We start from the raw sequence: 22,366 nt of genomic DNA on the forward strand, positions 1-22,366 counted from the left end.
GACAGACCAATGGAAAATAAACTGCCAAAGAGAAGTGAAGTTGCCACAGAACTTACTTGGAAAATTGAGGACATATTTGCATCTGAAAAAGATTGGGAAAAAACTCTAAATGAGGCTGTAAGTTTAGCTGATGAAATTGTAAAGTTTTTAGGCAAGGCAGCTGAGAGTGCAGAAAACCTGTATCAGGTGCTTGAAATGGTTGAAAAGTGTAATTTGAAATGCCATCTTGTATTTGGATATGCATTTAAAATGAGAGATGTGGATACCACAGCTACTTTGGGGCAGACACTTTATTCAAAGGCAATGTCATTAGAAGTAGGCATTTCTGAAAAACTATCCTTTTTAGAACCTGAAATCATAGCTGTAAGCGATGAAGTCATAGAGAATTTTTATAAAGAAGAGCCTGAACTTGTGAAATACAAGGTATTTATTACAGAAGTAAGGAGGGGGAAGGAGCATTCTTTAAGCCCTGAACTTGAAAGACTGCTTGCAGGAACAAATGAAATTTCCGAACTCCCTTACGAAGGCTTTGCAACTCTTTCAAATGCTGACCTTAAGTTCCCTGAGATTACAGGTGAGAATGGTGAAAAAATACAGATTACAAATGGTAGATTTGTACCACTTGAGGAAAGCAAAGACAGGAATTTGCGTAAAGAAGTTTTTGAAAAATATTATGAAACATTTGGAAGTTTCAAAAATACTTGGGCAACTCTTTATGCAGGACAGGTTAAACAACTTATGTTTAATGCAAGAGCAAGAAAGTATTCTTCAACACTTGAGGCTGCTGTTGACAGTAATAATGTATCACCTGAAGTTTATAAAAATCTTGTAGAGGCAATAAATGACAATCTTGACAAGATGCATAGATATGTAAGACTTAGAAAGAAACTCTTAGAAGTTGATGAACTTCATATGTATGATGTATATGTGCCGATAGTTAAAGATTATGAGGTAAAGTATACTATTGAAGAGGCGAAGGAGCTTGTACTTAAGGCAGTGGAGCCTCTTGGAACTGAATATGTAAACCTCTTAAAAAAGGCTTTTACAGAGCGTTGGATAGATGTAGTTGAAAATGAAGGAAAGCGTGGAGGAGCTTATTCCTCAGGAGTTTATGGGGTTCATCCGTTTGTTCTTTTGAACTTTAACGGAACGCTTGATAATGTTTTCACTCTAGCCCATGAGATGGGACATGCTATGCATTCATATTTTTCAAATGAAAAACAGCACTTTATGGATTCACAGTATAAGATTTTTGTAGCTGAGGTTGCCTCTACTACAAATGAAGTACTTCTTATGGAGTATATGCTTAAAAATGCTAAGGATAATAAAGAAAGAGCCTATCTTCTTAACCATTATATGGACAGTTTTAAAGGCACTGTTTACAGGCAGACTATGTTTGCAGAATTTGAAAAAACTGCAACTGAGATGGCTGAGGGAGGTGAGCCTCTTACACATGAGAACCTCACTGCACTTTATTTAAAATTAAATAAAAAGTATTTTGGTGAAGATATGGTGAGTGATGAATTGATAGGTTACGAGTGGATGAGAATACCTCATTTCTACTATAACTTCTATGTTTATCAGTATGCGACAGGCTATTCGGCAGCTGTTGCTATTGCACACCGTATCTTAAAAGAAGGTGAGAGTGCATTAAAGGATTATATGGAATTTTTACATAGTGGATGTACCGCTGATCCTGTCAGTCTCCTTAGAATAGCAGGAGTAGACATGGCTACAAAAGAGCCTATTAACTCTGCACTTGAAGTATTTGAGAGAGTGATAGAAGAAATGGAAGAACTCACAAAGTAATAAAAGATAAGGATTATAGATTGGCTGCTGGCTTAGGAAGACTTCTTAGGTCGGCAGTCTTTTGTTATTAATGGGGATATGATGGTGAAATATTTAACAGATAACTTTGGATATACACTTAGAAACATAAGAGAAAATTTAAAACTTACTCAGACAGATGTGTTTAAAGGTATCCTTACGAGAAGTACTTGGTGCAATTACGAATCGGATATTATGATTCCGGATATGATTACATTCATTACCTTACTTGAGAGAATGGGGGTATCATCATACAGATTTGAGTTCATAGTTCCGGAGGATGTGCATAGATTTTATGAGTGGTATAATAGCTGTCTGCTTAGTATAGAAAATAATGACTGGAAAGGACTTATAGATAAAAGAAATAAATTTAAACTGCTGAAACAAATCAATACTAAGATACAATATCAGTACAGGGATTTTATAGATTATATAATTGAAAGATTTGTAAATAAAGATTTGAGTAAGGCTCTTTATCATATAAAAATGTCTTTAACTCATACAATAAATGATATTGATAAAATCGTTGAAGACAGAAGACTGCTTTCTATATTTGAAGGTCATATTTTGACGAATTATTATGATTTGCTTTATGAAATGGAAATGACTGATGGTACGAAGTTATATTCCTTTTATAAATATTATAGCAATAGATTGAAGGATGATTTGATAAAAGGAAAAATAATACCAAGAATTGCAATAGTATTATTAAAGCATGATATTAAACTTCTGAGTAAAGATATTAGGCTGAAAATTGAACATGATGTTTTGAAAATATTAGTGAAAAATTATGCTATTAGAGAAGTGCCGGAGATTTTAAAATATTTGGTTGAGGACGAAATGTCTTATGGATTGTCAAAAATTCGCAGTTTTCAAAGAGATGCTTTAGTATCAGTATTTACTGAATATGGTGTCTGTCCTGATTTTAGAGTGGAGTTGCAGAGGGTTGAAAGAAAGAAGTATCTTTTACTAAGCGATGTTTTAAGACTTCGAAGGATGGAATTAGGACTTACTATAGAAGAGGCAGCAGGAGACATATGTGCTGTAAGTACCTATGCCAGAGCAGAAACAGGTAAAAATACACCAAGTAGGACTACTTTGAATCTATTAAAAGAAAGATTGGGGCTTAGGGCAGTTTATTATAGCAGTGAAGTCGAAACTGATGATTATGCTATATTGATTAAAAATTCAGAGTGTAGAGGTCTTGCAGCAACCGGTAGATATGAAGAGGCGGAATTACGATACGCCGACCTAGCTGATAAATTAGACATGACTATTCCGATAAATGAGCAGATTATAGGTTTTTCTAAATTACACAATTCTTTTGGAAATGAAGACGATGTACAGAAACTTTGGAAATTAATGTTTTGTAATGAGGAAGACTTTGAAAAAAGAAATATTTTTAGTAGAGAAGAACTTGAGATATTAAGTTTAATAGTATGGGAAAAGGCTAAAACAAGTCTAGCAGAGGCTATAAAATTTTTAGAAACCATATTGAAGAAGGAGAGAGGTCATAGAGGAACATATTATTCAAGAACGGCAATTATAGAAAGAGATTTAATAAAATTATTGAAAAATAATGGTGAGTATGATAAATGCCGTAAACTTGCCTTAAGAGCGATAGAAAAAATATTTATAGAAAATGAAGAGGGTTTGCTACTGGATATATTAGACTTTATTTCTACAATAGAAGAAGACCTCGGCAATAAAGCCGAGGCAGACAGAATATGTAAAGAAATGTTTTATATTTCCGAATTATACGAAATGTATGATGATGCAAAAAGCATCAAAGCGTACTATGAAAAAATATTTGAAACTAATAAAATATGGTATTAATTACATAATTTTAATAGAGTATTTTGTTGTAGAATGAACATTTATAGGGTGGTGGACTTTTTTATCTCCACGAGCAATCTGCTTAAGGCCATCTGCATTATTAGCAGAAGATAAGGTTGGAAGTGCAAAACTTAATAACAATGCAACCAAACAGACAAATGATACTTTTCTTTTCATAATAATTACCTCACTTAAATAAATTTATATATTTTTCAAATTTTGTTTTAGGGAAACAATTAATCTGACATTAATTATTATATAGTATAACATGAGATAAGAAAATAGCATTATGTCGGACATTTTGAATAAAAAATTGTCTAATAATATGCTATGCGATAGTTAATATAGTAAAATTATATTTTTTATGATAATATGAAGTTGGTGTCAAAAATATTTGTCATCAATTGAACTTTAATTGTTATAGTTCAATTTTTTGTAAAAATAAACTTATATTTTGAAAGGCAACTATATGAAAATTTTAATTGCATCAGACATACATGGATCCTCATATTATGCGGAAAAAATTGTAAAAAGTTTTGAAAAGGAGGGAGCAGATAAACTGTTTCTGCTAGGTGACATCCTCTACCATGGACCAAGGAATGACTTGCCTTATGGACATAATCCAAAGGAAGTGATAGCGTTGTTAAATAATTTAAGTGATAAAATTATCTGCGTGAGGGGCAACTGTGAGGCAGAAGTAGACCAAATGGTATTAGAATTTCCTTGCCTTGCAGATTATGCGTTTATAAATGTAGATGGAATTAATATTTTTGCTACGCATGGGCATATTTATGGTGAGGCTAACCCACCAAAACTTAATAAGGGAGATATCTTACTTTGTGGACATACTCATGTTCCTAAATGTGCTGTTTATGAAAATTATATCTATATGAATCCGGGTTCAACCTCTATACCAAAAGAAAATAGTCATCATGGTTATATGACCTATGAAAATAAGGTATTTACATGGAAAGATTTTGACGGTAATATCCTTAACAGATATGATTATGTGGAGGTAGAAAATGGCTAAATTATATGCGATTTTTGATTTGGACGGTACGCTTTTAGATACATTAGATGACCTTATGGATTCGATGAATTACATACTAAACGAGAATAATTTTCCAATCAGAACCAGAGATGAGATAAGAAGTTTTGTGGGAAATGGTATAAGAAAACTTGTGGAGAGAGCAGTGCCTAAAGAGTTCAAATATGATGAGAAATTTATTGATAAACTTTATTATGATTTAGGACAATATTATAACAAACATTCTGATATCAAAACAGCTCCATATGCAGGAACACTTGAAATGCTTGATAAGATAAGGGACAATGGTATTGAAGTGGCTATTGTATCAAATAAAATAGATAAAGCGGTGAAGTCGCTTAGTAGTAAATATTTTGAGGACAGAATAAAGGTGGCAATTGGAGAAAATCCCAAAATAAGGCATAAACCGGAACCGGATATGGTGTTTATGGCAATGCAGGAACTTGGAGCGAATAATAACAATAGTATATATATAGGAGATTCGGAAGTAGATATTCAGACAGCATCTAATGTAGGCATACCTTGTATATCAGTTCTATGGGGATTCAGAGATGAAAGATACTTAAAAGAGTGTGGTGGAAGGATCTTTGTAGATTCAATGAAAAATTTGACGAAAAAGTTAATAAATTTCACAAATAAATGAAAAAATTAGTCTAAACTAACTAAAAAGCAGGTAGAATACCTGCTTTTATTGATAAAAAACTCTAATAATAGTTTAATTTTTGGGGAATTTGTGGTATTATTATTGGGATGGATTAAAATTTATGGTATTTTAGGAGGATAAAAAATGTTTAAGGTTGTAAATAAGCGCTACCTGGCAAACAATATCTGGCTGGTAGATGTAGAGGCGCCTAATGTAGCTAAGGCCTGTCTGCCTGGACAGTTTGTAATTGTAAGACTTGATGATAAAGCTGAAAGAGTGCCCCTTACCATTTGTGATTATGATAGGGAGAAAAATACCATTACTCTCGTATATCAGTCAGTTGGGGCATCAACTAAGAGAATGGAAAAAGAAGATGACAATGGTTATAAGGATATTGTAGGTCCTCTTGGACAGCCATCAGAACTTTGCACAATGCCAAGAGAAGAACTTGCAAAGGAAAAGATTCTTTTTATGGCAGGAGGTGTTGGTACAGCACCTGTATACCCACAGGTTAAATGGCTTAAAGAGCAAGGATATGAGGCTGATGTTATAGTAGGTGCAAGAACAAAGGATCTTCTCATTCTTGAAGATGAGATGAAACAGTGGGCAAGCAATCTTTATATTGCTACTGATGATGGTTCTTATGGATTTAAAGGTAATGTTAATGATTGTCTTAAGGATCTCATTGCAAATCATGGCAAAGAGTATACAAGGGTAGTGGCAATCGGTCCTATGATAATGATGAAGTTTGTCTGTCTTACCACAAAAGAGCTTGGTATACCTACTATTGTAAGTATGAACCCTATTATGGTGGATGGTACAGGTATGTGTGGTGCCTGTCGTCTTTCAGTAGGAGATAAGATTAAATTTGCCTGTGTAGATGGTCCTGAGTTTGACGGACATCTTATCAATTTTGATGAGGCTATGAACAGACAGCGTATGTATAAGACTGTTGAGGGAAGAAAAATATTGAAACTTCAGGAAGGCGATACACACAAAGGATCTGGATGCCTTACGCCTAATCCTCAGAAAGTAGACTAAGTTAAGCTAATAAAGGAGATAAGAAAATGGCAGTTAATCCAATGCAGAGAATTCCTGTAAGAGAGCAGGAACCTGAAGTAAGAGCAAAAAACTTTGAAGAAGTTTGTTATGGATATAATCTTGAAGAGGCTATGGATGAGTCAACAAGATGTTTAAATTGTAAAAATCCACGCTGTGTAGGAGGTTGTCCTGTAGGTATTGATATTCCGGGATTTATTATGAAAGTTAAAGAAGGGGATGTTAAGGGGGCTTATGATACTATAAGTAAATACAGTGCACTGCCTGCAGTATGCGGTCGTGTCTGTCCTCAGGAGTCACAGTGTGAGAAATACTGCGTAAGAGGAATTAAGGGGGATGCTGTATCTATTGGAAAACTGGAGAGATTTACAGCAGACTGGGCTCGTGAGAATGAAGTTCGTCCGGAGCCTGCAAAGGTTAAAAATGGTAAGAGAGTTGCAGTTGTAGGTGCAGGCCCAGCAGGACTTACAGCAGCCGGAGATCTTGCTAAAGCAGGCTGTGATGTAGTTATATATGAGGCTCTTCATGAGGCAGGTGGAGTGCTTGTTTATGGTATTCCTGAATTCCGTCTTCCAAAAGAGACAGTAGTTAAATATGAGGTTGAGAATGTTAAAGCTCTTGGTGTGGAGATTAAGACTGATTATGTAATCGGTAGATCAATTACAATAGATGAGCTTATGGAGGAAGAAGGCTTTGATGCTGTATTTATAGGATCCGGTGCAGGTCTTCCTAAGTTTATGGGTATACCTGGAGAGAATGCTAATGGAGTATTTTCTGCTAATGAATACCTTACAAGGTCTAATCTTATGAAGGCTTTTGATGATAACTATGATACACCTATTCACCCAGGTACAAAGGTAGTAGTTGTGGGTGGAGGTAATGTTGCTATGGATGCAGCAAGAACTGCACTTAGACTTGGTGCTGAAACCCACATTGTATATAGAAGGTCTGAAGAAGAACTTCCTGCCAGAGTGGAAGAGGTACATCACGCTAAAGAAGAGGGCATTATATTTGATATACTTACCAATCCTGTTGAAATTATTGAGGATGAAAATGGTTGGGTTAAGGGATGTAAATGTGTAAGAATGGAATTGGGAGAGCCTGATGAATCAGGGCGTAGAAGGCCACAGGAAGTTCCTAATTCTGAATTTATAATTGAATGTGATACGGTTATTATGTCACTTGGAACAAGTCCTAATCCTCTTATTTCTTCTACAACTAAGGGGCTTGAGTCTAATAAGTGGGGTTGCCTTGTTGCTAAGGATGAAAATGGTGAGACTACAAAGACCGGTGTATATGCAGGTGGAGATGCTGTTACCGGAGCTGCTACCGTTATACTTGCTATGGGTGCCGGAAAGAATGCTGCTAAGGGTATTTTAGAGTACCTTGGAGTTACAGAGGCTGAATAATTAAAAAGTTTGTAAGTAATTATTGTTTATAAAAACAGGGAGAAAGATAAAATCTCCCTGTTTTCTTGCTTAATAGGAATTTCTTGCAGATTACACAAAAATTTAATTATACATTATACATAATGTACAAAAATAAGATGATATACCAATCTTAAAGAATTGTTTAAGAGCAAGGTATAGATTTATGATAGATTTATGCTATAATGCTAATAGATAAAAGTTTCAAGCAGGAGGAGATATTTTGACAACATTATTGTATGCAGTGATAGGCATTATGACAGTGATTGCAGCTGGTTTATTTTTTTCAAGAAATAAGATATTAAGAGAAAAAAAAGATGCAGAAAAAAAATTAAAAGATACACTTAGTGCTCTTGATAATGTGTATAGTGAAATTAATACTACACAAGAAGAGCTTAATATGAAATATAGAGAGATAAAAGCAAGTGAGGATAAGATAAAAAAACTTGCTTATGAAGATGCTTTAACCGGTCTTCCTAATGGCATAGCATTTAACGAAATGCTTACTCATATTTTGGAAACTTTGAGAAAAGAAGAATCAATAGGAATTATGTATGTTGATTTGGATAATTTTAAACAAATAGATGATTTGTGGGGTCATGCCAAATGTGAAGAATTAATTTTGGATGTTAGCCATAGACTTAGACAGAATCTTGATGAAAATGATTATTTGGCTAAACTTAGTGGTGATGAATTTATGATACTTAGTCAAAATATAATTGATTTAACAGATTTTAATGAAAAAATAAAGAGAATAGGTACTTCATTTAGATTTCCTTTTATAACTTCATTTGGACAGGTGGTTGTAACTACAAGTATTGGGGCGGCAGTAGCACCAAGAGATGGGGTTAAAGCAGATTTAATTATTAAAAATGTTACGGCTGCATTAACTGAGGCAAAACATCTTGGAAAAGATAATTACTGTTATTATAGTGAAGAAATGTCTGAGAAAGAACTTGAAAATATTGAATTACAGTCAAGCCTTACTAATGCAATTAAGAATGACAGTATATTGATTAAGTACTCTCCTATTTTTGATATAAGCAACAAGACATATGATACAGTAAGGCTGAGATTGTTATGGGATAGGGGAGAAAAGGGAGTATGGAGAGCGAGGAAATTCATAAGTTTTGCAGAAAAAACAGGGCAGATACTTGCACTTGGTGAAAATACAATTAGAAGAGTTTGTGAAGAGATAAAGAAATTTCCGAATAAGAATGTAGTTCTACCACTTGCGAGGCGGTTGGTTTTAAATTATGATTTTAGAAATAAGTTATATGCGATTGTTGAAGAGGCTGGAATCAATGTTAAAAAAATTATAATTGAAGTAGATGAAAATATTTTGATGGAAGATTTGCCTGAATATAGTTTTGTTATAGAGGAAATGCTTGAAAGAGGTTTTGGCTTTAGAATTGGACGATATGGCAGTGGTGGAATGTCTATGGATATATTGAAAAATCTTCCATCTGTTCAATTATCTATTTCTATTAGCAGACTGTTAGAGGAAAATGAAGATGCAGAGGTTATTGAATATTTAAAAATAGTTGTTGATGTTGCTGAAAAATTAGGGCATAGTATATCTTTTTCCGGGGTATCTGATGATGAAGTAGAGAGAGTTGTAGTTGCAAGTGGAGGTAAGATGGCTGAAGGAACATATTATGGAATGTTATTAGAGGCTGATGAAATAAGATGATTGTGTAAAATGCTGAATATAAGTGTAAAATTTTAGTGAAAATGCCGTTGTAGATATTTTTTTAATGCTTTATAATTTACTTGTATTTGATTCTAAAAATGGGAAGAAAGTGAGGAAATTTGAAGTATAATGAATTTATTGAGGCAGTGAGAATGGGCTTGTCTGCGAAATTAGAACCTTATTATGAGGTTGTATTAAAGAAGGTTGCTAAAAACAACGGTGTATATCGCTATGGACTTTCAGTATTTTCAAAGGAAAAGGCTAAAAAAGTATCTAGGATAGTTTACCTTGAAGATTTTTATGAAGAATATGAAGAAAATGCAGAGTATACTCTTGAAAATATTGTAGATGAACTTCGCTGTATTTTAAAAGATTTAGATTATCCGAAGATTTATCAAACTGATTATACAGATATTAATCTAATACAGGATAGGATAATTTTTGAGTTGGTAAATTATGAGATGAATAAACTTAGGCTTTCTGACAGACCATTTATTAAAATTATGGATTTAGCTGTTATTTTTGCTTATGTTGCAACAGATATAGGAAGAGATTTTGGAGTAGTACATATTACAAATGAGGTCGCAGAGCAACTTGGAATTGCCGGTGATGAGCTTTGGAATATAGCTAAAAAGAATACTCCAAAGCTCCTTAAAGCTGAGATTATTCCAATGTCAAATTTCATACCTTACAATGATAGATATGACGAAGAAGAGGAAATGTATATTATTTGTAATAATAAAAAAATCGGTGGTGCCGGAGTTATTTTGTATGATAAAATTCTTGAAGAACTTTCATCTAAATTGCAGTCTGATTTATATATTCTTCCAAGTTCAATCCATGAAACCATTATAATCAGTGATGAAGGAGATAAGGACATATCTGCTCTGCAAGATATGGTACGGAGTATAAATAATACAGTAGTTTCTACAGAGGATATTTTATCTGATAATATTTATCATTATAGCATGAGAAATAAAAAATTGGAAATAGCATAGCTAAATACTACATTTATATACGAATAAAGTAGAATAAACAAGTAAAGCTATGTAAAATATTAACATAATACTTGAAAAAACATATAAAAAAATGTACAATATCTATATGTGATAAATCCAAAATTCAGGCTACATAAGTTTGTGGCAGATTGGAGAAAAATATGGACATTTTCAAGTATGAAAGAATCAGAAACGTAGCTCTACTTGGCCATGGCAGCTGTGGTAAGACTACACTTGCAGAGGCCATGGCATTTGTAACAGGTGTAATTTCAAGGCAGGGAAAGATTGAAGATGGTTCAACTATCAGTGACTATGATAAAGAAGAGCAGAAGAGAACTTTCTCCATAAACACTTCAGTCATTCCTATTGTCAGTGAAGATACGAAGATTAATATTTTAGATACTCCTGGGTATTTTGATTTTGTTGGAGAGGCAGAAGAGGCAGTAAGTGCAGCAGATGCAGCGGTGATTGTAATTTCAGCTAAGGCAGGTGTACAGGTAGGTACAGAGAAAGCATGGAATCTTTGTGAAAAATATAAACTTCCAAGGATGTTTTTTGTAACAGATATGGATGATGATAATGCAAGTTACAGAAAGGTAGTGGAGGCTCTTCAGGAACTTTATGGAACAAGAGTAGCACCATTTCAGCTGCCAATTCGTGAAAATGAGAAGTTTGTTGGTTTTGTAAATGTGGTAAAAATGGCCGGTCGTAGATTTAATGACGACGGCACTTATATAGATTCAGATATACCGGATTATTCAATGGAATATTTACAAACTTATAGAGATGCTCTTTTGGAGGCAGTAGCTGAGACCAGTGATGATATGATGGATAAGTTCTTTAACGGTGAAGAATTTACACAGGCTGAGATGTCTACGGCACTTAGAAAAAGTGTTGGTGATGCGAGTCTTGTTCCGGTACTTATGGGATCAGGTACTGAGGCTAAGGGTGTAAGAAACCTTATTGACCAAATTATAAGTTATTTTCCATCACCTAATAAGACCATAATTACAGGTATTAATCAGAAGACCGGAAATAGTTTCCATGCTGATTATGATGAGAATAAAGAGATGACAGCTAAGGTATTTAAGACTATAGCAGATCCTTTTATTGGAAAATTCTCACTTATTAAGATTTGCTCAGGTGTGCTTAAGGCTGATTCTACTATTTATAATGTGGCTAAGGATGTTGAGGAGAAGATTTCAAGGCTCTATGTGCTTAGGGGAAAAGAGCAGATAGAGGTGAAAGAACTTCATGCAGGTGATATTGGTGCCATAGGTAAACTTGATATAGCTACAGGTGATAGTATTGCGACAAAGGCTGTACCAGTGGTATATGATAAACCTGTTTTTTCAGTTCCATATACATATATGAGGTATGTAACCAAGAATAAGGGTGATGATGATAAGATTGCAAGTGCGTTATCTAAGATTGTAGATGAAGATCCAACTATTAAGATTGTAAATGACAGTGCCAATCGTCAGTCACTTATCTATGGTATAGGTGAGCAGCAGCTTGATGTTGTAGTAAGTAAACTTGCCTCAAGATATAAGGTTGAAATTGAACTTCTTAAGCCTCGTATTCCTTATAAGGAAACAATTAAAAAGAAGGTTTCTGTACAGAATAAGTACAAAAAACAGACAGGTGGACATGGTCAGTATGGTGATGTACATATTACCTTTGAACCTTCGGATGACCTTGACAAACAGTATATTTTTGAAGAAACAGTATTTGGTGGTGCCATTCCAAAGAACTTCTTCCCTGCTATTGAAAAGGGTATAGCAGAGTGTGTAACAAAGGGACCTCTTGCAGGGTATCCAGTAGTTGGTCTTAAGGCTACACTTACAGACGGTTCTTACCATCCTGTAGATTCTTCTGAAATGGCATTTAAAACAGCTGCTACACAGGCTTTTAAAGATGGTTTTATGCAGGCTATGCCTATACTTTTAGAGCCTATTGTTACTCTTAGAGTTGTAGTTCCTGATGAATATACCGGTGATGTGATGGGTGATCTTAATAAGAGACGTGGAAGAGTAAGTGGCATGAATACCCTTTATGATGGAAGAACAGAAATTTTGGATGATATTCCACAGGCAAGTCTGATGGGATATTCTACAGACCTTAGATCTATGACAGGTGGAATAGGAGAGTTTTCTTATGAATTTAGCCACTATGAGGCTGCACCTGCAGATGTACAGGCAAAGGTAGTAGAAGAAAATGCTGCTAATGCAGGAAAAGAAGATTAAGTAAAAAATAAGATTTAGTATAAGTCATAGCCAAATAACCCTAGTCTGAATTTTATAAGAATTTAGACTGGGGTTATTATAGTTATTTTTCTTTAAGTCCTATTTTAATAAAGTTAGAATTTTCAAAGAAAAAATGATAAACTTTTCGACAGATCGTATAGAAATGTGCTCTAAGGAGAAACTGTCAAAAACATTATCAAACTCATCTTTTTTAGGAATTTCGATACTGCCATATAGATATTTAACTAAAATACTATCCCACCAGTTGTTAGGTAGAGTGGAATAGTGTTTGGAAATCACGTTACAAGAATTGTTTATTTGTGATATTTCCTCATTTAGCTTATTTGCCTCTCTATATGTAAGGTGTTCTGATTTATCTAATTTTAAGCATTGCATAACCTTTCATAACCATTCTCCTTTCAGAAATTTGAAATATTAGCCTACATAAAAGCTATATTTGTATTATAGCAGTTAATCTGATAAAAGTAACTAAAAAAATACGGATAATTCAAGATAAATTGTGCATATTTGCAGATAATTTGCAAATTATATTGACCATAATTGTCATTTAAATTAAAATTATAATAAATCACAGATTGGAGCAGAAAATTGATGAGGAAAAACATAGAAGATATAACTAAGTTTATTTTTATAAAAGATGAGCCTGAAAAGTCGGATATTATTTTCATACCCGGTTCATCAAATTGGGGACTTGCTGAAACGGCTGCAAAGCTTTATAAAAGAGGTTTATCAAATAAGATAATTCCATCGGGGATGTATTTTTATAAGATAGGGAAGTTTTTAAATGAAAGGGTTACAGATGAGAGATACAAAGGCAATTATAGGACTGAGGCGGAATTTTTGAGTGCAGTGCTTGTTAAAAACGGTGTATCAGATCAAGATATTTTAATGGAAGAGAAGGCTACTAATACCTATGAGAATGCTATATTTTCAAAGGAATTAGCTGAAAATAACGGGATAGAGGTGAAAAGTGCAATCATTTGTCCGCAAGCTTTTCACGCAAGGAGGGCATTTATGACTTATTCACATCTCTTTCATAATACTAAATTATATGTTGTTCCTACCGATACTCAGGGAATAAGCGAGGATAACTGGTATAAGACAGAAAGAGGTATCGAGGTTGTATTAGGAGAACTTAGAAAATGTGGAGAGTATTTCGAGGAGTATATAAATGAATTTGGAAATAGAGCAGTATTATGAGATTTTAAGGAAATCTAAATTGTTTTATGATTTAGATTTGGAGGCAATTCTTCATGTTGTAAGATGTCTTGAGGGATATACTAGAGAATATATAGCCGGGAGTATCATCTTATCTTATGGAAGTCGGACTGAATATGCAGGAGTTGTGCTTTCGGGCAAACTGTCCTTAGTCATTCCTGAGTACGATGGAAGTGAGACAAATATGGGAACTATAATGGAGTCCGGATTTTTTGCCTGTGCAAATTCCTGTATAGCAGGGCAAAAGTATCTTGCAAGTGCTGTCGCAAAAAAAAATTCGAAGATTCTATTTTTAAAATTCTCTAATTTATTTAAATCTTATGCAAGGAGATGCATGTTTACATCTATGATGACTGCTAATTTGTTGCGACAGATAGCAGAGGAAAATATACTTCAAGACAAAAGAATAAGGGTGATGGGACAAAAGAGTATCAGAGCAAAGCTGATTTCTTACATAGAGGAGTTTAGCGAGGACGGTATAGGGGGTAAGCGAACTATGAATAACCAAGAACTTGCTAATTTTTTGGGAATTGACAGAAGTGCCTTATCAAGAGAAATATCAAGGATGAAAAGTGAGGGTATACTTGAATATGATAAAAAGAATTATAGGTTGATTTAAAAAATATAAAGTGTTGCAACTGCAATAGAAAAATTATTAAGACTAAAATATATTTGTAGTAATACTAAAGAAGTTTTAAATAAGTATGATATTGAAAAAGCATTTTATGTAGAGATTATTATAAGTGTGGGAGAATGTAAGAGTGAAAAGAAAAAGAGCGTAATTTCGATTGTAATAAGGAGAGATTTATGATTAAAGGTGGTAGATTTAAGTTTTCGGAGGAATATAAGGTAAAGAGTGAACTCACAATTTCAACTAAACTGGGGTTGGCAGATGCTCCTATTACATATTTCAGACTTGGAAACGGTACAGATATAAGCAAAGAAAGTTATGACTGTTCAGTGCTTTATATTGGTACGGATGGATTTGGCAGTTTTCATTTAAATGAGGAAGATACTGAAGAAATGTATGAAAATGCATTGCTTTATGTATCACCCAAGACTTTATGCGGTATGTCTGCCGGTGAGGAAATCGGTTTGTCATATATAGAAATATTATTAGAAAAGGAGATAGATATGAATAGCGTATTGAAATCGGGAGAGGTTACAAAATTAAAGAATTTACTTGATTATGAGAAGGGCAGTATAGCAAATATAGACCTTATAGGTCAGGATAACCTTAAATTTATGATAATGGCATTTGATGAGGGATGCTATCTTTCGGAACATCGTGCTCCGGGTGAGGCGATTGTTTTTGCTCTTGAAGGAAAGGGTATTATAAATTACGAGGGTATAGATTACGAAGTAAATGAAGGTGATAATTTTAAGTTTGATAAAAATGCTCTTCATAGTGTAAAAGCAGTTGGAAGATTTAAGATGGCTCTTCTGCTTGTGAAATAAATAACGAGGCATTATAATTATTTTATAACTATATTATTATTTTCTTGCTTGACAGCATAGATTTCAAAGGTTATATATAACAAAAGTAAGAAATTCTTACCTGAAAGAAGAAAAATATGGATGCAGATATACTAACAATGTCATCTAAAGGACAGATATCCTAAATCCATTTATAACAAAACTGGAACTAATAGAGCCTGTTACTCATACAGATATATGTAGAGATCCGGATGATAATAAGTTTTTATCTTGTGCATATGATACAAAGGCTTTATATATTGTCAGCGGAGATAAAGATCTTTTGCTTTATGCTAAATACACACTTTTCCTCATTTGTCAAGTACGAATTCTGTCAAGCAAAATGACATTTTTCGTACTTGTTATTTTTAAAAATTATATTAAAATAAGTATAGTAATATAAAATTTTCAGACCAAAGGAGGAAAATATGCATACAAAAACCAGAGATGCGAAAAAATTGAGGGGGGGGGTACGGGCTGTAATAGCCTGTATTATAGCATTTGCAGTGGTATTTACCCAGATAAAGGTGGAAGCCTTTGCTGAGGAGGTGGTAAAATACTGGGACAGGGAAAGAAATGAACAAGTGACCCTGAAAACAGAAGATGTAACTGCTGTAACTGACGGTATGACAACCATTGGAGATGCGAACAGTACGGCTCCTAAATGGTATGTAGTTAAAGGCGATGTAACAGTAAATGAAAGAATTAACATGGCAGGAAATGTACATCTTATTTTAGCAGATAATAGTAAACTTGATGCTAAAAAAGGAATAGCGGTGCTTAAAGGAAATTCTTTAATCGTATATGGAGAGAATAAAGAGGTTACAACTTCTACAGGCAAAATAATAGCTGAAGGAGATAATGGTGATGCAGGCATTGGAGGAAATCTTAGTAAGGACACAGGAAACATAAAGATTACAGGAGGAAAAGTAGACGCATCATCTAAAGAAGTCGCTTCTATACCACAATACGGCCGTCAAAATGAATCAGGCGCAGGAATAGGAAGTGGTCTAAGGACTGGAGACGGTGGAGGTTCTCCCTTCACTATAGAGATTACAGGAGGCGAAATAAATGCCAAGGCCCATTCGGGCGGGGGAATAGGCAACAATATAACAGAAGAAGAAATAGGAACTATAGAGATAAAAGGTGGCAAGATAACAGCCAGATCCGAATATGGAGCCGGCATAGGCAGCAATTCAAGTGATCCGGCAGGAAATATAAAGATTACAGGAGGAGAAATATCCTCAAGCTCCTTTAGAGGAGCAGGCATAGGCGGAGGTGATGAACAAGAACTAGATTCAATAAGCACTATAGAGATTTCAGGAGGAATAGTTGAGGCAATATCCGATAAGGGAGATGGAATAGGCATAGGCAAATGTAATAAAGACATTGAACATGAACCTAAAGCAGGCGTTTTTACTACAGGAGAGAATGGTAAAGCTATAATTAAAGCCCTAACCAATAGAAAAGAGCAAAACACAGACCCAAAGTTGTCAAAACCTACTAATATTAGGAACAGGGTAAATGAAAGTTCTTGGAAAGGAATTATATTTGAAGAAAATATAGGAAAAGTATACGGAGATCATGAACTGGGCTGGGATTTAACAGTTACAGATAAAGAAAGCCTTATAGTACCAGAAGGTACCGTACTTACTATTCCGGAAGGCAAAACCCTTACCCTTAATGGAACTTTATCAAATAGTGGAAAAATAAGAAAGTTTGGTACAATTACTGATGAGGGTAAAGTAAGCGGAACAGGAAAGTTCTTAAATACCCGTTATGATAAGCCTGTTGCAGTAAGAGATTTTAAATCCGGCAAGCTTACAGGACTTGATGCTAATCTTTCGTATGTAATCACTCCTAAAGACGGTATTGAGCAGACAGTAAATAACCCTGCTGAGGGGAAAACAGACATTGCTGATGAGTGGTTTGGTAAAGCTTTATCAATTAAGGTAAAAGAAGATGAAGGAAAACTTGAAAGCCAACCTCAAAACTTATCTATTGAAGCAAGAGCAGAAGCTCCAGAAGGCTTAAAGGCTGAAAAAGAGAGTGTTTCAGGAAGAAAAGATGGCAAAATTACAGGTACAACAGATAAAATGCAGTACAGATTTTCTACTTCGACTGAATGGAAAACCTGTTCAGAAGGTGCAGTTATTTCGCTGGCACCGGGCAAATATTTAGTGAGAATAACTGCAACTGACACCGCCTTTGCGAGTAAATCAGCAGAAATAGAAATAATGCAGGGTGAGAGTATAGGCGGAGGCTATTGGATTGGAGCTTCTTCATCACAAAAAAATGAAAAAGATGATAAGAATAAAACAGAAAATACTGACAAAGCCTCTGCACCTGAAAAAGCCTCTGCACCTGAAAAAGCCTCTGCACCTGAAAAAGCAGAAGTCAGCATAGAAGCAAAAAAAGGAAAAAACAAAACAGCAACGGCCAAAATTTCTGAAAAAACTGTAGAGGATACAATTACAAAGGCTTTGGAAGAAGCTAAGAAAAACGGTAAGGAAGCAGAAAAAATATCTCTTGAAGTAAAAGTAGATATGCCAAAGGGTACTGATAAAGTAAAGGTAAATCTTACCGAGGGTGCTTTAGAAACGCTTACAAGTGAAAAAATTAACAATTTCACTATAGACAGTCCTCTTTCAAAAATGGAATTTGATAAAACAGCCCTTTCAGAAATTAAGAAAAAGAGCAAGGGAAATATTTTATTAAATGTAACTCCTGCTAAAAAGCTTTCTAAAAATGTTAAAAAGATTACCGGAAACAGACCAGTTTACGACATAAGCATAAGCTATGCAAAGGGAAAGAAAAATATAAACGCTCTTGGAAAAGGAAGCATAAAAGCCTCCATTCCTTATAACCTTAAGAAAAATGAAAAGGCAGACGGACTGTATGTTTTCTACCTTGACAAAAAAGGAAAAGTAAGGAAGGCTAAAGGTTCTTACTATGATAAAGAAAGCGGTGCAATGGTATTTAATACAAAAAGTTTAGCTGTATTTGGAATAGGATATACAAAAAAATAATGCAAAATAAAGGGATTCCTGTAGATTACCGGATAATGGGTAGTCTATAGGAATCTCATTTTTTAAACACTCCATAGAATGTGGACTATTTAGCTGGGAGAAGAATTATATTTATACATAAAAATATGTTGAAGTACGTTAGAAAGTACATTATACTTCTTTTGAAAGAGCTAAGTAGTATATTAAAACAGGAGAGTTAAATATATGGACAAAAACATTATACTCTATCATGGAAGTAATGTTATAGTGCAAAATCCTAAAATATTAATAAACAGTCATTATAAAGACTTTGGATATGGATTTTACTGTACTAATATAAAAAGACAGGCTATGAGGTGGGCAAGTTCTAAGTCTGGTAAATCATATGTTAATAATTATACATATAAAGAAAATTCTAAATTAAAAATTTGTATATTTGAAACTATGACGGAAGAATGGCTGGAATTTGTGGTGAACTGCCGTTTAGGAAAAGAACATAATTTTGATATTGTAGAAGGACCTATGGCAGATGATCAGGTTTGGGACTATGTAGAAGATTATATAGACGGCAATATTTCAAAAGCAGCCTTTTGGGAACTGGTTAAGTTCAAATATCCTACACATCAGATAGTTTTTTGTACAGAAGAAGCTTTGAAAACTTTAAATTTTGAAGGAAGTGAGGAATTATGACAAATATATATTTCCCGGATGAAGAAATAACAAGAGATGATGTAAAATTTATATGTTATATGATAGAGCGTGTAGCAAGAAGGCTTCATCAGCGTAATAGTTATGTTGTAAATAAGCTGGGAGAGGAAAATTTGAATCATCTTATAAGTGTGGCTAATGTACTTCATTCCAAAAATCCTTTGGATGTAGAAGATGAGTGGATTAGTGAGTATGGTTTAGAAAAGGGCAATGTAGATGTGACTGATGTGAATTATGAACTGGTGGATAGAATACCTACTCCTCTCCAAATGGGCAAAGTTTATGAACGCCTGATTTATAATACAGCGCAGCCGAATGAGAGTGAAGTTGAAGGAATTATAAGAGTTTATAATAATAAGCTTTGCGATAAACTTGATGATTATAACTGCAGTGCCTATTATGAGCCGTCTTATTTCATAGCAAGGGCTTATAATCAGGGTGGGTTCTAAAATTTTAAGGTAAACTTGACACCAAATACGACACCAACTATAATAATGTTAGGAGTTTACAATGTCCAAATGGGAAAAACTTTTAAAAAAGTTATTATCTTTGTCAAAAGATATGAGGTTTAATGAATTACAAAAAATCTTGGAATACTATGGATATGTTATGAATGCACCGAGAAGTGGAAGTAGCCATTATACTTTTCGTAAATCAGGTAAGAATCCGATTACAATTCCTAAACATGAACCAATTAAAAAGATATATGTTGAAATGGTGCGAGATATAGTTGAGGAGGAAATGTTATATGAAGACAATTGATTATTACTTGAAGCTTCCATATAAGTTGGAAATCGTTCCAGACATAGATGAAGGAGGATTTGTGGCAAGATATCCGGAGCTTCCGGGATGTATAACGGTTGGTGATACAATTGAAGCAGTTGTTAAGAATTTGAATGATGCAAAAATAGAATGGATTACTGCAGCTTTGGAAGATGGAAACACTATTCCTGAACCTTCAACCTATGATGATTATTCCGGACAATTTAAGTTAAGATTGCCAAAAAGCTTGCATAAATTACTGGCTGATCAGTCTAAGGAAGAAGGTGTAAGTATGAATCAGTACTGCGTGTACTTACTTTCAATGAATAATGCTTCCAACCTTTACAAAAACTCACCAATAAGGTAAAATTACAGAGTAGTATAAAATAAGATAGATTTAGAGGTGAAATTTGAAACCAATAGTAGCGATAGTAGGAAGACCGAATGTGGGTAAGTCCACACTTTTCAATAAACTTGCAGGAAGTGAAATATCCATAGTAAAGGATACTCCGGGTGTCACAAGAGATAGGATTTATGCAGATGCGGAGTGGCTTAACAAAGCATTTACAATGATAGACACTGGCGGTATCGAGCCGAATACAAGTGATATGATGCTTGCCAATATGCGCAAGCAGGCTGAGATAGCTATAGATACTGCAGATGTAATCATATTTATAACAGATGTAAAAACCGGACTTGTAGACTCGGATAATCAGGTGGCTCAGATGCTTAGAAAGTCTAAAAAACCTGTAGTTTTGGTAGTTAATAAGGTAGACAATCCTGTTAAACAGCAGGCTGATGTATTTGAGTTTTATAACCTTGGACTTGGTGAGCCTTTTCCAATATCTTCTGTAAACCAGACAGGAATAGGTGATATGCTTGATGAGGTAATTAAGTATTTTCCTGAGGACAGCCCAGAGGCCGAGGAAGATGATACTCCTAAAATTGCAATAATAGGTAAGCCTAATGTAGGTAAATCTTCTATTATAAATAGGCTTTTAGGTGAGAACAGAGTTATAGTTTCTGATATTGCAGGTACGACCAGAGATGCAATAGATACAAGAATACGAAGAAATGGTAATGACTACATAATGATAGATACTGCAGGTATTCGTAGAAAAAGCCGTATCAAGGAAGATATTGAATATTACAGTATAGTTCGGACTGTATCCGCAGTTGAAAGGGCAGATATAGTTGTACTGGTTATAGATGCAACAGAAGGTATTACAGAGCAGGATGCAAAAATAGCAGGTATAGCACATGAAAGAGGCAAGGGCATAATAGTAGCTGTAAATAAATGGGATTTGATTGAGAAAAATGATAAGACAATGAATGAGCATACTAAGAAGTTAAAAGAAATTTTAGCCTATATGCCTTATGCAGAATTTCTCTTTATATCAGCAGTGAGCGGACAGCGTCTTAACAAGCTGTTTGACCTTATAGATGTGGTTATTCAGTATCATGCACTTAGAGTATCTACGGGTGTGTTGAACGACATTCTTGCAGAGGCTGTAGCTATGCAACAGCCTCCTACTGATAAGGGAAGAAGACTTAAAATTTATTATATTACAGAAGTGTCTGTAAAACCGCCTACTTTCATTGTTTTTGTAAATAGTAAGAAACTTATGCATTATTCTTATACAAGATATATTGAAAATAAGATAAGAGAGGCCTTTGGTTTCACCGGTACGCCACTTCGTTTTATTATCAGAGAGAGAAGTGCTGATGACACAACAAAAATACATTAATAGGAGCAGTTATGTTAAGTGTGATTGTTATTCTTTTGGGTTATGTATTTGGAAATTTTCCAACAGGGCTTATAGTTGGAAAACTTAATAATATTGATATAAGGCAGGAAGGTAGCGGAAATATCGGCTCAACCAATGCCCTTAGGACTTTGGGATTTTTAAGGGGAGGACTTCCAACTTTGATTGGAGATATACTTAAGGTAGTGATTCCAAGCCTTTTGGTAAAGTATTTTATCTGTGCAGGACTTAACGGTGATGGAATAGGTTATTTAAGTACGGATTATTATGTACTCTTGTGTGGTTTTGGAGTTGTGCTTGGCCATAATTTTCCTGCTGTACTCGGTTTTCATGGTGGTAAAGGAATAGCGTCTACAGGTGGTGCATTCCTTGTGTTTAACTTTCCTATGACAATGATACCACTTGCTGTATTTATTTTAGTTTGTTACATAACAAAGTATGTATCAGTCGGCTCTATGGTGGGACTTGTTTCCATTCCTGTCACAATAGGATTTTTTTATCAGGGGAAGTGGGCATTAGTGGGGGTAGCCTCGCTTTATGCTATACTTGGTATTGCAAGACATAAGCCAAATATTGAAAGGCTTATGAAAGGGACTGAGAATAAACTTGGACAGAAGAAAAAATAAAAAG

Annotated in this window: 21 protein-coding genes; 20 read left to right on the forward strand and 1 reads right to left on the reverse strand. The window is 34.4% G+C overall.

All coding sequences use genetic code 11. From position 1 onward, the window contains the following. Positions 1-9 precede the first annotated feature (9 nt). A complete protein-coding gene (pepF, locus tag ACTTG8_RS03855; protein ID WP_442560804.1) occupies positions 10-1,809 on the forward strand; it encodes an oligoendopeptidase F in 1,800 nt (599 codons plus the stop codon). Positions 1,810-1,887: 78 nt separating this feature from the next. Then, positions 1,888-3,663, forward strand: a complete 1,776-nt coding sequence (locus ACTTG8_RS03860) for a helix-turn-helix domain-containing protein (RefSeq protein WP_442560805.1) — start codon at positions 1,888-1,890, stop codon at positions 3,661-3,663. On the opposite strand, the gene ACTTG8_RS03865 is transcribed toward ACTTG8_RS03860, so the two are convergent. Further along, positions 3,664-3,840 carry a hypothetical protein gene (locus ACTTG8_RS03865; RefSeq protein ID WP_442560806.1) on the reverse strand — a complete coding sequence of 59 codons (177 nt, stop codon included), beginning with the start codon at positions 3,838-3,840 and terminating at the stop codon, positions 3,664-3,666. Between the two features lie 292 nt (positions 3,841-4,132). Here ACTTG8_RS03865 and yfcE point away from each other — a divergent pair, with 292 nt between their 5' ends. From yfcE to plsY, 18 genes are all read left to right on the forward strand, one after another. Next, entirely contained in the window at positions 4,133-4,693 is a 561-nt protein-coding gene (yfcE, locus tag ACTTG8_RS03870; RefSeq protein ID WP_442560807.1) for a phosphodiesterase, read from the forward strand. Beyond that, positions 4,686-5,354, forward strand: coding sequence for an HAD family hydrolase (locus ACTTG8_RS03875; RefSeq protein WP_442560808.1), 669 nt, complete (start codon positions 4,686-4,688; stop codon positions 5,352-5,354). The genes yfcE and ACTTG8_RS03875 overlap by 8 nt, the downstream gene beginning before the upstream one ends. A gap of 144 nt (positions 5,355-5,498) precedes the next feature. Next, complete coding sequence (locus ACTTG8_RS03880; protein ID WP_442560809.1) at positions 5,499-6,395, forward strand: sulfide/dihydroorotate dehydrogenase-like FAD/NAD-binding protein; 897 nt, start codon at positions 5,499-5,501, stop codon at positions 6,393-6,395. A 26-nt stretch (positions 6,396-6,421) separates the two neighbouring features. Further along, positions 6,422-7,822, forward strand: coding sequence for an NADPH-dependent glutamate synthase (gltA, locus tag ACTTG8_RS03885; protein WP_442560810.1), 1,401 nt, complete (start codon positions 6,422-6,424; stop codon positions 7,820-7,822). Positions 7,823-8,063: 241 nt separating this feature from the next. After that, positions 8,064-9,533, forward strand: coding sequence for a diguanylate cyclase domain-containing protein (locus tag ACTTG8_RS03890; RefSeq protein ID WP_442560811.1), 1,470 nt, complete (start codon positions 8,064-8,066; stop codon positions 9,531-9,533). A 119-nt stretch (positions 9,534-9,652) separates the two neighbouring features. After that, positions 9,653-10,531, forward strand: coding sequence for a DUF5688 family protein (locus ACTTG8_RS03895; protein ID WP_442560812.1), 879 nt, complete (start codon positions 9,653-9,655; stop codon positions 10,529-10,531). Positions 10,532-10,692: 161 nt separating this feature from the next. Beyond that, on the forward strand, positions 10,693-12,777 hold the full coding sequence (locus ACTTG8_RS03900; RefSeq protein WP_442560813.1) for an elongation factor G: 2,085 nt from the start codon (positions 10,693-10,695) through the stop codon (positions 12,775-12,777). Between the two features lie 612 nt (positions 12,778-13,389). Continuing rightward, the gene (locus ACTTG8_RS03905) at positions 13,390-13,998 is read left to right on the forward strand and encodes a YdcF family protein (protein ID WP_442560814.1); all 609 of its coding nucleotides are present in this window, start codon (positions 13,390-13,392) and stop codon (positions 13,996-13,998) included. Beyond that, complete coding sequence (locus ACTTG8_RS03910) at positions 13,970-14,635, forward strand: Crp/Fnr family transcriptional regulator (protein WP_442560815.1); 666 nt, start codon at positions 13,970-13,972, stop codon at positions 14,633-14,635. The genes ACTTG8_RS03905 and ACTTG8_RS03910 overlap by 29 nt, the downstream gene beginning before the upstream one ends. A gap of 188 nt (positions 14,636-14,823) precedes the next feature. Continuing rightward, positions 14,824-15,474, forward strand: coding sequence for a cupin domain-containing protein (locus tag ACTTG8_RS03915; RefSeq protein ID WP_442560816.1), 651 nt, complete (start codon positions 14,824-14,826; stop codon positions 15,472-15,474). 157 nt (positions 15,475-15,631) lie between these two features. After that, positions 15,632-15,895: a putative toxin-antitoxin system toxin component, PIN family gene (locus ACTTG8_RS03920; protein ID WP_442560830.1), complete on the forward strand. Its 264-nt coding sequence runs from the start codon at positions 15,632-15,634 to the stop codon at positions 15,893-15,895. A 25-nt stretch (positions 15,896-15,920) separates the two neighbouring features. Continuing rightward, on the forward strand, positions 15,921-18,521 hold the full coding sequence (locus ACTTG8_RS03925; RefSeq protein ID WP_442560817.1) for a hypothetical protein: 2,601 nt from the start codon (positions 15,921-15,923) through the stop codon (positions 18,519-18,521). A 204-nt stretch (positions 18,522-18,725) separates the two neighbouring features. Further along, positions 18,726-19,190, forward strand: coding sequence for a DUF3990 domain-containing protein (locus tag ACTTG8_RS03930; RefSeq protein WP_442560818.1), 465 nt, complete (start codon positions 18,726-18,728; stop codon positions 19,188-19,190). Next, a complete protein-coding gene (locus tag ACTTG8_RS03935) occupies positions 19,187-19,657 on the forward strand; it encodes a hypothetical protein (protein WP_442560819.1) in 471 nt (156 codons plus the stop codon). The genes ACTTG8_RS03930 and ACTTG8_RS03935 overlap by 4 nt, the downstream gene beginning before the upstream one ends. Positions 19,658-19,718: 61 nt before the next feature. Continuing rightward, a complete protein-coding gene (locus ACTTG8_RS03940; RefSeq protein WP_442560820.1) occupies positions 19,719-19,970 on the forward strand; it encodes a type II toxin-antitoxin system HicA family toxin in 252 nt (83 codons plus the stop codon). Continuing rightward, the gene (locus tag ACTTG8_RS03945) at positions 19,957-20,337 is read left to right on the forward strand and encodes a toxin-antitoxin system HicB family antitoxin (RefSeq protein WP_442560821.1); all 381 of its coding nucleotides are present in this window, start codon (positions 19,957-19,959) and stop codon (positions 20,335-20,337) included. The genes ACTTG8_RS03940 and ACTTG8_RS03945 overlap by 14 nt, the downstream gene beginning before the upstream one ends. Before the next feature lie 43 nt (positions 20,338-20,380). Further along, positions 20,381-21,718, forward strand: coding sequence for a ribosome biogenesis GTPase Der (der, locus tag ACTTG8_RS03950; RefSeq protein ID WP_442560822.1), 1,338 nt, complete (start codon positions 20,381-20,383; stop codon positions 21,716-21,718). 11 nt (positions 21,719-21,729) lie between these two features. Further along, the gene (gene plsY / locus ACTTG8_RS03955) at positions 21,730-22,362 is read left to right on the forward strand and encodes a glycerol-3-phosphate 1-O-acyltransferase PlsY (protein WP_442560823.1); all 633 of its coding nucleotides are present in this window, start codon (positions 21,730-21,732) and stop codon (positions 22,360-22,362) included. Positions 22,363-22,366: the final 4 nt, after the last annotated feature.

It is taken from the genome of Catonella sp. (assembly GCF_052173895.1).
In the GTDB taxonomy this organism is placed as follows: domain Bacteria; phylum Bacillota; class Clostridia; order Lachnospirales; family Lachnospiraceae; genus Catonella.